Consider the following 11,119-nt stretch of genomic DNA (forward strand, 5'->3'; position numbering starts at 1 on the left):
AAATATTCTCCTTATCAACATCAAATAGTTGCAACCAATGGATTAATACATGATGAGCTATTGAACATCATTAATAATAAAAAACAATTAAGCTAAGAGACAAAGGAGTAAAGGAGTTTAAAAGAGAGCTGCATTATTTCTCCTTTTATCTTTTATCCTATTAGAAAAAAAAAATATTTAGTATGCAGGAAAGAACAGAAATATCATCCCTTGGCGAATTTGGTTTAATCGATCATCTTACCCAAAACAATGAAACAAAAAACGCTTCTACCATTTTAAGTGTGGGTGATGATGGAGCCGTGATTGATCATTTTGGCAGGCAAACAGTTATCAGCACCGATCTTTTGTTAGAAGGTATCCACTTTGATTTAAGTTATACGCCATTAAAACATTTGGGTTATAAAAGTGTGGTGGTAAATGTGAGTGATATTTATGCCATGAATGCTACGCCTACACAAATTGTATTAAGCATTGGCATCAGCAATAAATTTAGTGTAGAAGCTTTGGATGAATTTTACGAAGGTGTGTATGCGGCCTGCGCAGCATATGAGGTAGATTTAGTTGGCGGCGATACCACCACCAGCCAGCGGGGTTTTGTAATTAGCATTACCGCCGTTGGAGAGGTTGCCCCGGACAGTTATGTTACCAGGAGCGGCGCTAAAGTAAACGATTTAATTTGTGTGAGCGGCGATTTGGGTGGCGCATTTTTAGGCCTGACTATTTTAGAAAGAGAAAGAAAAATTTTTGAAACCACCGGCGCACAACCCGATTTAGAAAACCAGGCCTACATTGTTGGCCGCCTTTTAAAACCCGAAGCAAGAAAAGATGTGATTGAATATTTTGCGGCGCAAAACATTATGCCCACCAGCATGATGGATATTAGCGATGGCCTTAGCAGCGAACTGCTGCACATTTGTAAACAAAGCAATGTGGGTTGTGTTTTGTACGAAGATAAATTGCCATTAAATGAAGACAGCAAAGCCTTTGCTTATAAATTAGAACTGGACCCTACAGCCTGTGCATTAAGCGGTGGCGAAGATTATGAATTATTATTTACAGTAGCACAGGCCGATTTCGAAAAAATAAATGCTAATAATGGCTTAAGTATTATTGGCTACATTACCGAAGCTGCTGAAGGCAAAAATATTATTACCCGTGGTGGTAATAAACATCAGTTAGTTGCACAAGGCTGGAACCATTTGAGCAAATGATTTATAAACCCAAAATCATATTTTTTTCTTTTATTATTTTACTGAGCAGTTGTTCAGTTTCAAAAACTTATTCCCCCAATAAAAAATATCCCAGGCAACAATTACAACAGGATTATACTTTACTGAAAAATATCCTTGAAAAAAAACATCCGTCATTATATTGGTACACCAGCAAGGATAGCATGGATATGTATTTTGCAAAATACTATACCGCCATTGAAGACAGCATGACCGAACAGCAATTTGGCTGGAAGATTATTGCGCCACTTACCGATAAAATACATTGCGGCCATACCAGCTTTGGTATGAGTAAGGGATACAATAAATGGGTGAGCAATAAAATAATCCCTTCTTTTCCATTATTTATGAAAGTATGGAACGATACAATGGCGGTAACAGGAAACTTAAACCGCAAAGATTCCATTTTAAAAAGAGGCACTTTAATTACAGGCATTAATGGTTTAAACAACGAAGCAATTAAACAAACACTGTTTAATTACATGACGGAAGATGGCAATGCTAACAATGTAAATTACCTGAGGCTGAGCAATAATTTTCCGTATTATCACCGTAATATTATTGGGCTTAGTAAAAGTTATGCCGTTAATTATTTAGACAGTTTGGGCAAGCAACAAATTATAACCATCCCTTTGTTCGATCCACCAAAAGATACAGGAAAAAAAACAAAAATTATCCCTGTAATAAAAAGAACTAAAGGAGAAAGAAAAAAGCAACAATTACAAAACATACGTTCACTGGCAGTTGATACAGCTAATAACACAGCTGTAATTACTTTAAATACTTTCAGCACAGGAAAGCTGCGTAAATTTTTCCGCCAAACATTCCGTTACATAAAAAAAGCCGGTATTAAAAATGTGGTGCTGGATATCAGGAGCAATGGTGGCGGTAAAATAAATTCATCAACCCTGCTTACAAAATATGTGACCCGTACAGCTTTTAAAGTTGCCGATTCTTCTTATGCTGTTGCAAAATCTTTAGGGCCTTATTCTAAATATATAAAAGGAAAATTTTTAAATAATATCGGGCTGTTCTTCTTAACTAAAAAAAGAAAAGATGGCAATTACCATTTTGGTATGTGGGAGCGAAAATTGTATCACCCTAAAACAAAAAATTATTTTGGCGGCGATCTGTATGTGCTGATAAACGGGCAAACTTTTTCGGCCTCGGCATTATTTTGCAATGCCATAAAAGGTCAGCCGGGTATTACTATCGTTGGCGAAGAAGCCGGTGGCGGTTGGCATGGCAACAATGGTATTATGATTCCGGATATTACTTTACCTAACACACATTTGCGGGTTCGACTTCCCTTATTTAGATTAGTGCAATACAAACATGTGCCCAAAGATGGCCGTGGTGTAATGCCCGATATTTATATTGGTACCAGTTACGATGCTTTACTAAAAGGTTATGATAAAAAAATGCAGGTGGTGATGGAGATGATAAAAGGGAGGAAGGGAATTGGGAATTAGTAATTTGGAATTAGGTTTAGCAATAGGCAATGTGCAATTATCAAAGCTGTTTCAAAATACAAGCTGATGAAAAAGAAATCAAAAATATCTGGTAGAAAGATTACTACTGTTGTGGAGGAAATTATCAAAAACGCACCGTGGAAAAAAGAATTCAGGCTAAAGAGAAAACAATTTTGGTATCCAAACTTAAGAAGAAATTTAGTACTTGATATTTTTTGCAGTAAAATTATGAGTTAATAATAAAATCATCCGCATCATTTAAAAAAGGAAACCTCGTTCTTACTTCTTCCAATTTTTCTTTCGATAAGGTTATAGTATTAATGTCTTCTTCATCAGCCATGTGGTATAACACTTGCCCCATTGGGTCAATTACTAAACTGTTGCCGCTGTAATGAATATTTTTTGCATCATCACCCACACGGTTTACACCTATTACATAACATTGATTTTCTATAGCCCTTGCACACAATAAAGTTTTCCAGGCGTGGCTGCGGCGCTCGGGCCAGTTGGCTACATATATTAATACATCGTATTCTGCAGCGCTGGTTTTCTCCTCCCCACCCTGGAGAGGTTGGGAGGGGGTTTGGCGTGCCCACACCGGAAACCTTAAATCGTAACAAACCTGTAAATTTATTTTCCAGCCTTTTACCGACGCAATTAATCTTTTATTGCCGCTACTGTAATGTTTATCTTCCTCACCATAGCCAAACAAATGTCTTTTATCATAATAACCAAATTGTCCGTTGGGCAACATCCATATTAAGCGGTTAAAATATTTTCCTTCGTCTTCAATCATTACGCTGCCGGTTAACACAATACCGTTTTTATTACTCACCATTTTCATCCACTCCATTGTTTCGCCATCCATAGTTTCTGCAAATAATTCGGGCTGCATGCTAAAGCCGGTAGTAAACATTTCGGGCAGTATTACAATTTCTGTTTTATCCGAAATGCTGTCAATCTTTTGCTGCAGCATTTGCATATTGGCCTGCTTATCTTCCCAAAATAAATTGCTTTGTATAGTGGTGATGGTGAGTGTGGACATATGATTAAGTCATTTATGGCAAACCTATAAGGTTTTAAAAACCTTATAGGTTTTTCCAAATTTAAGCGTTTTAGGTGTCATCACGGTTTAAAACCGTCTGACACCTACATCAATTTTATTAACCGATTTACCGCTTCTTCCAATGTGCTTTCTTTTTTTGCAAAACAAAAACGCAATACTTTATTATCGGTATTATTTTTATAAAAAACTGATGTGGGTATTGTGGCTACACCATATTCTTTTGTTAAACGGATAGCTAAATCTTTTTCACTTTCATCGCTTATGCCATCATAACTGTACAACTGAAAATAACTTCCGTGCGAAGGCAATGCTTTAAATTTTGTTTGCTGCATCAACCTAGAAAAATAATCTCTTTTTGTTTGCAAAAAACTACCGAGCTGTAAATATTTTTCTTTGTGCAATAAATATTCTGCTAATGCAAATTGTACGGTACTATTACTGCTAAAACAATTAAACTGGTGAATTTTTCTAAACTCAGTCATTAGTATTGCAGGCGCAACACAGTAGCCAATCTTCCAGCCGGTGCAGTGATAAGTTTTACCAAACGAAAAACAAACAAAACTTCTTTCTAAAAGATCGGGGTAACGCAACATGCTTTCATGGCGCAACCCATCAAAAATTAAATGTTCATATACTTCATCACTCAAAATAAAAATGCCGGTATCTTTTACAATTGCTCTTAACTGTGCAATATCATTGGCGCTTAACACGCTGCCCGTTGGGTTGTGCGGCGAGTTAAGCATTATCATTTTTGTTTTAGGAGAAATTTTTTGTTGCACCAGTTCCCAGTCAATTTTATAATCAGGAAAAGTTAATGGAATTAAAACAGGTACCGCTCCGTTAATTTCTATCGTGGGGATATAACTGTCGTAAGCCGGTTCAAAAACAATTACTTCATCACCAGGTTGCAGCACCGTGGTTAATGCAGTAAAGATGGCGTAAGTGCCACCGGGTGTAATGGTAATTTCAGTTTCGGGATTTATGGTTGCTGCGTATAAACTATTTATTTTTTCTGCAAGGCGTTCCCTTAACAACATCAACCCGTTCATGTGTACGTACTGGTTATTGCCTTTTTGCATAGCGGCATTTACCAGTGCAACCAGTTCTTCATCCATTAAAAAATCGGGAAAGCCCTGGCCTAAATTAATGGCATTATGTTCTGCAGCCAGCACACTCATTACTGTAAAAATGGTAGTGCCTGCATTGGGTTGTTTGCTATGTATTGTTGGTAGCAATTATTTTTATTTAAAAGCTTGGCCACGGATTACACAGATTTTCATGGATTTTTTTATTATATTTTTCATCTCTGAAAATCTGTGTAATCCGTGGCTATATAAAAATTCTTCTTTTTTCTGCGCTATCTGCGTAATCAGCGGGCAACTTCCTTATAAAAATTTATCTCCTTTACTGCGTTTTATTTCTGCCACGTATTGTTTTATTTCCTGCTCCCTGTCTTTTTTACAAATCATTAAAACATCTTTGGTATCCACCACAATAAAATCATCAAGGCCCTGCAGCAGCACTAATTTTTTATTATCAGCATGCACCATATTTTTTGTAGCATCAATTACCACCACATTATCTCCTGCAACTGCATTTTCTAAATAGTCTTTTTGTAAATTTTCGTAAGCGCTGCCCCATGTACCTAAATCGCTCCAGCCAAAAGAGGATGGAATAATATACACGTTATCGGCTTTTTCCATTATGCCGTAGTCAATAGAAATATTTACGCACTGCGGATAAATCCTGTCAATAGCTTCCTGTTCTGATGCCGTATTAAAGCTTGCCTTTTCTGTTTCAAATAATTCATTCAGTTCAGGCAAAAGTTTTTCAAAAGCCGCAACAATATTTTTTACCTGCCAAACAAATATGCCTGCATTCCATAAAAAATCGCCACTGGCAATAAAAGTTTTTGCCAGTTCTAAATCTGGTTTTTCGGTAAATGTTTTTACTTTATATACATTTTCGCTAACCGATTGCTGGTCGTACTGAATGTAACCATACCCAGTATTGGGATGCGTTGGTTTTATACCCAATGTTACCAATGCTTTTATGTTAGCTGTAAAATTTAAAGCACCTAAACAAGTGGTTTTAAAATTTTCGGGCTCTAAAATAATATGATCGGCAGGCGCACAAATTAAATTAGCTTCGGGATTAAGATGCAATAATTTATGAGCAATATAGGCCACACAAGGCGCTGTATTTTTTCTTGATGGCTCACACAAAATATTTGCCACTGGTATTTCGGGTAACTGTTCGGCAACAATATCTTTATACTGATCGGAGGTTACCACATAAATATTTTCTGCCGGAATAAAAGCAGCAAAGCGGTCAAAGGTTCCCTGTATAAGTGTTCTTCCGATATTTAAAATATCTAAAAACTGTTTAGGAAAATCGGTACGGCTCATTGGCCAAAACCTGCTGCCGATACCGCCGGCCATAATAGCTACATAGTAATTTTTATTCATTTTGTTAAATGCTGTTTTTTGTTTAAAATTAGGCTATCTATTATAAATGTAACCTGCCTGTCTTCATTATTTTTAAACGACCAGTAAGAATCCGGAACATTATAGTTGGGCATTAAACCATGGCCCGTATTTTTTTCTTCTTTATAAGTATAAATAAAGTGTGCATAAGGAAAACTAAAATTTATTTTTGAATTAGGCAACTCATATTTTAAAGTGGAGAAGCCGTTTCCCGAATATGCGCCACCCTCCGTTTCTTCTCCTATTATTTTACCCCGGCCGGCATTTTTTATCATTACTGCAAAATAAGAAGCGGCAGATACAACACTGCTGTTGCTTATAATGTAAACATTGCCATTAAAATGAATTTTATTGGGCTTCCATTTTTCAATTAAAGTATCTGGTATTGTAAAAAATTCGTTGTTTAACCTGGCGGTAAATTCTTTTTCTATAGTCTTATTAATGTCATCTTTTTTATAACTGATGAAATCTTTTTCTAAATAATCTTCGTAGGGTATTGTTTTAATTTTACAGATAGCCTGCTCATATTCATTAAATGGATTATCCGCTAAAAATGAATACAGCAAAAAGCAATTGTATAAACTACCACCACGGTTTTCTCTTAAATCAATTATAAGCGATTGTATCTCTTTTTTATTTTTCAGTAATTCGAAGGAATTGTAACAAAAGTTTTCATAAGCATTTTGCTTTTGTTTATTGGGGTAATCAAATGTTGTTATTCTTATGTAGGCATATTTTTTTTCATCATTAATGGTGCAATCATAATCTACACTTACGGGGTCGTAGTAATATTTATAATTTGTATTCCGGTTATTCCATTCAGAAAAATCAATGGCTTTTTCCGTAAGGCTCCTTTCCTTGCCAAGCGTATCTTTAATTATAAGGTCAAACTTTTTTTGATCGCCGTATTTTAAAAAATATTCCAGGCTAAAATCATCCCCTGCCAGGTTCTCCTGGGTTTTTCTGTGAAAGCCCTCCACCGAATTATACATCATTAATTGTTGTATAATTTTTTTAACGGGTTCCTTATTAATAAATTTTATTTCTGTCCCTTCCGGCAAATCAAATCCTGCAACATTTACCAATAATTTATTCTCTATCCATTTTACCGGGTAAGGGAAAAAAAACGGCCGGTTTTGAAGGGTGTCGTAAACGTAGCCCGCCAATTCAACATTGGTGTGGGAGCATCCTGTTTCGTTGGCAATAAAATGTATTTTATTATAAAATTCCCTTACAGATATTGTTTCTGTTACAGATGATTTAATGCTGTCTGATAAAAATGAAAATCTTTTTTTAGAAATATACAGGTTTAAAGAGGGGTGCGCTTTTTTTAAAATGGCGTTAAAAATATTAAGGTCTTCTTTTGCTTTTAGTAAAGATATTTTTTTAGCCGAAGGGTCTTGCAAATCATCTGTTACACAACTCCCCAGAAATATTAAATTAATAACAACCACAAGCAGCCACCTGTTATTCATAGTACAATTATATTATTCCTTCTCTTATTAAATCATGCAGGTGAATTATACCGGCATATATTTCATTTTCTGTAACCACCAGCTGGCTGATATTGTTAGCTTTTAATATATCTAAGGCTTCAGTTGCCATTGCACCGGCGGCAATTGTTTTAGGGTGTGCACTCATAATATCTTTAGCAGTAATGGCAGTAAAATCATTTCCTTTTTCCAGCATCCTTCTTAAGTCTCCATCGGTTATTATTCCTAAAACAGTATTAGTTTTACTAACTACCACAGCAGTGCCTAAACGCTTTTTTGTCATTTCTACAATTACTTCTTTCAGGTTTGCCTCCGGCAATACTGCTGGTTTTTCATTGGCAGATGACAGATCGTTTACCCTTAAATATAATTTTTTTCCCAATATTCCTCCCGGATGAAACTTTGCAAAATCGTGGCTGTTAAACCCTTTTAATTCCATAAGGCAAACCGCCAGTGCATCACCCATTACCATTTGTGCGGTGGTGCTTGTAGTAGGTGCAAGGTTGTTGGGGCAGGCTTCCTGTTGTACTGTTGTATTTAAAATAATATCGCTTTGCTGTGCCAGGTACGATTGGGTGTTCCCAATCATTCCAATAAGTACATTACCAAAGTTTTTTATTAACGATACTAAAACTTTTATCTCGGGACTATCGCCGCTTTTACTTATCACTATCACCACATCATCCTGTTGTATCATTCCTAAATCGCCATGGATGGCATCGGCAGCATGCATAAACAAGGCCGGCGTTCCGGTACTGTTTAATGTAGCAACAATTTTTTGTGCTACTATGGCACTTTTACCAATACCACTAATTACAACCCTTCCTTTTGAAGCAGCAATTTTTAAAACCGTCTTTACAAAATCATCATTAATAAATACCGACAGGCCACTTACCGATTGGGCCTGCAGCTCAATGGTTTTAAGGGCAGAAGATATAATTACGCTGCTGTTCATTTTTTGTGCCGCAAACCTACTCTAAATCGGTCATAATGCAAAGCACATTAAGCCCGGCGGGTTTGTTTTTATTTAAGGCTTGCCGTTTGCAGTTTTTTGTTTATCTTAAGAGATTATATATTGTTAATTATCCCTGAATAGTTTTTAAAGGCCTTGCTTTTACAGCTGCTGATGGTTAACTTCGCTGCCCTCTTTAAAAAATTAAGTTTGTTTATAAATAAAGCAATATCGTAAGGAAAATTTGTTATGGCTACCGTAAAATCAAAATCTGCTAAAATAAAGGCTGATACAAAACAACCGGTAAAATTATCGGGTGCACCTAAAAAAAATCAACCGGATTTAACTGCCGAACTGCAGCAACATTTTGGGCTGGATAGTTTTAGAGGCTCCCAGGAAGATATTATTAAAAACCTTTTATCGGGCAACGACACCTTTGTAATTATGCCCACCGGCGGCGGCAAAAGTTTATGTTACCAGTTACCTGCTATTATAAGTGATGGGGTGGCAATAATTGTTTCGCCTTTAATTGCATTAATGAAAAACCAGGTTGACCTGGTAAGAAGTTACAGCAGTAAAGACCATGTGGCACATTTTTTAAACAGCACCTTAAATAAAGGGCAGCAAAAAATTGTAAAAGACGATTTAACTACCGGCAAAACTAAAATGCTGTATGTAGCGCCGGAAACTATGACCAAAGAAGAAAACGTTACTTTTTTTAAAGAACTTAAAATTTCTTTTTTTGCTGTAGATGAAGCTCATTGTATATCTGAATGGGGGCACGACTTTCGCCCCGAATACCGCAGGCTGAGAGAGATTATGGATATGATTGACGAAAAAATTCCTGTGATTGCTTTAACTGCCACTGCCACTCCAAAAGTGCAGAGCGATATTGTAAAAAATCTTGGTCTTCGCAGCCCTAAAATTTTTATCTCCTCTTTTAACCGACCCAATTTATATTATGAAGTACAGCCTAAAATAAATTTAGACCAAACCAATAAAAGTATTGTTCGCTTTATACAACAGCATAAAAACAAAAGCGGTATTATTTATACATTAAACAGAAAAACTACCGAAGACCTTGCCAAAATGCTGATGGCAAATGGTATAAAAGCCGTGGCATATCATGCCGGGTTAGACAGTAAGTTAAGGGCCGACAGGCAGGACCAGTTTTTAAATGAAGATGTGGATGTAATTGTTGCCACCATTGCATTTGGAATGGGTATAGATAAACCCGATGTTCGTTTTGTTATCCATTACAACATACCTAAATCAATAGAAAATTATTACCAGGAAACCGGCCGTGGCGGACGTGATGGCATGGAAGGAAAATGTATCCTCTATTATTCTCATAAAGATGTGGCCAAGCTGGAACATTTTATGAGGGATAAACCACTTAGCGAAAGAGAAGTGGGTGCACAGCTGATAAACGAAACCGTTAGTTACGCCGAAAGCAGTGTGTGCCGCAGAAAAACTTTGCTGCATTATTTTGGAGAAGAATACAATGACAGTAAAAGTTGCGGCCATTGCGATAACTGTTTAAATCCTAAAGAAAGAATTGAAGCAAAAGATGAAGTGGTAATTGTTTTAAAAATTGTTAAGGCATTAGAAGAGCGTTTTCCTATAGAATATGTGCAATTAATTTTAGCAGGTAAAGCTACACCTGCAGTAAAAATGTACCGCCACGAAGAGCTGGATGTTTTTGCAAGTGGTAACGATAAAGAACCACATTTTTGGAACAGCCTCATTCGCCAAATGTTACTGAGCGGAATAATTGCAAAAGATATTGTAGAGTATGGTTTATTAAAATTCACCAAAAAAGGAGAAGCGTTTTTAAAGAAACCCACTTCTTACAAAATTGTGTTGAATAATTTATTTGAAGAAGCCAATGCCGATGATGAAGAAAGCGAACAGGCTGCCGAAGCCGCCAGCACTGTGGATGAAAAATTAGTAGAATTATTAAAAGAGGTACGTAAAAAAGTAGCCAAAGAAAAAAACCTTCCACCCTTTGTTATTTTTTTAGAAAGCAGCTTGGAAGATATGGCTACCATGTATCCAACCTCCATGGCTGAGCTGGAAAAAATAAGTGGCGTTAGTAAAGGCAAAGCCATGCGCTACGGCAAACCTTTTATTGATGTAATTGCAAAATATGTTGGGGAAAATGACATTACCAGGCCCGATGATTTTGTAATGAAAACGGTAGCCAACAGGAACAATAATAAAATCTTTATCATTCAAAACATTGATAAAAAAATACCATTGGAAACAGTGGCTAAAAACAAAGGCTTAAGAATTGATGAGCTGTTAGAAGAAATGGAAACTATTGTAGCCAGCGGCACCAAACTCAACCTTAATTATGCTATTGATGAAATGGTTGATGAATACGAGCAGGAAGAAATTATGGAGTATTTTAAAAGCTGC

9 protein-coding genes are annotated in these 11,119 nt (G+C 36.4%); 4 read left to right on the top strand and 5 right to left on the bottom strand.

From position 1 onward, the window contains the following. The first annotated feature begins 182 nt into the window (after positions 1-182). The 3 genes from thiL to ACY65O_RS03325 all read left to right on the top strand — a co-directional run bounded on the left by thiL (position 183) and on the right by ACY65O_RS03325 (position 2,938). On the top strand, positions 183-1,211 hold the full coding sequence (gene thiL / locus ACY65O_RS03315; protein WP_462219428.1) for a thiamine-phosphate kinase: 1,029 nt from the start codon (positions 183-185) through the stop codon (positions 1,209-1,211). Further along, positions 1,208-2,701, top strand: coding sequence for a S41 family peptidase (locus tag ACY65O_RS03320; protein WP_462219429.1), 1,494 nt, complete (start codon positions 1,208-1,210; stop codon positions 2,699-2,701). The genes thiL and ACY65O_RS03320 overlap by 4 nt, the downstream gene beginning before the upstream one ends. A gap of 66 nt (positions 2,702-2,767) precedes the next feature. Continuing rightward, positions 2,768-2,938 carry a hypothetical protein gene (locus tag ACY65O_RS03325; protein ID WP_462219430.1) on the top strand — a complete coding sequence of 57 codons (171 nt, stop codon included), beginning with the start codon at positions 2,768-2,770 and terminating at the stop codon, positions 2,936-2,938. On the opposite strand, the gene ACY65O_RS03330 is transcribed toward ACY65O_RS03325, so the two are convergent. From ACY65O_RS03330 to ACY65O_RS03350, 5 genes are all read right to left on the bottom strand, one after another. Then, on the bottom strand, positions 2,928-3,746 hold the full coding sequence (locus ACY65O_RS03330; RefSeq protein WP_462219431.1) for an amidohydrolase: 819 nt from the start codon (positions 3,744-3,746) through the stop codon (positions 2,928-2,930). The genes ACY65O_RS03325 and ACY65O_RS03330 overlap by 11 nt on opposite strands. 104 nt (positions 3,747-3,850) lie before the next feature. Next, positions 3,851-5,002 (bottom strand): methionine aminotransferase, encoded by a 1,152-nt coding sequence (locus ACY65O_RS03335; protein WP_462219432.1) that lies wholly within the window; start codon positions 5,000-5,002, stop codon positions 3,851-3,853. A 150-nt stretch (positions 5,003-5,152) separates the two neighbouring features. After that, positions 5,153-6,235, bottom strand: coding sequence for a mannose-1-phosphate guanylyltransferase (locus ACY65O_RS03340; RefSeq protein WP_462219433.1), 1,083 nt, complete (start codon positions 6,233-6,235; stop codon positions 5,153-5,155). Then, a complete protein-coding gene (locus tag ACY65O_RS03345) occupies positions 6,232-7,728 on the bottom strand; it encodes a S41 family peptidase (protein ID WP_462219434.1) in 1,497 nt (498 codons plus the stop codon). The genes ACY65O_RS03340 and ACY65O_RS03345 overlap by 4 nt, the downstream gene beginning before the upstream one ends. Positions 7,729-7,735: 7 nt before the next feature. After that, complete coding sequence (locus ACY65O_RS03350; protein ID WP_462219435.1) at positions 7,736-8,701, bottom strand: KpsF/GutQ family sugar-phosphate isomerase; 966 nt, start codon at positions 8,699-8,701, stop codon at positions 7,736-7,738. A gap of 246 nt (positions 8,702-8,947) precedes the next feature. Here ACY65O_RS03350 and recQ point away from each other — a divergent pair. After that, positions 8,948-11,119 (top strand): DNA helicase RecQ (recQ, locus tag ACY65O_RS03355; protein ID WP_462219436.1); only part of this gene is annotated, 2,172 nt, incomplete at its 3' end.

The organism is Ferruginibacter sp. (genome assembly GCF_031430955.1).
GTDB lineage: Bacteria > Bacteroidota > Bacteroidia > Chitinophagales > Chitinophagaceae > Ferruginibacter.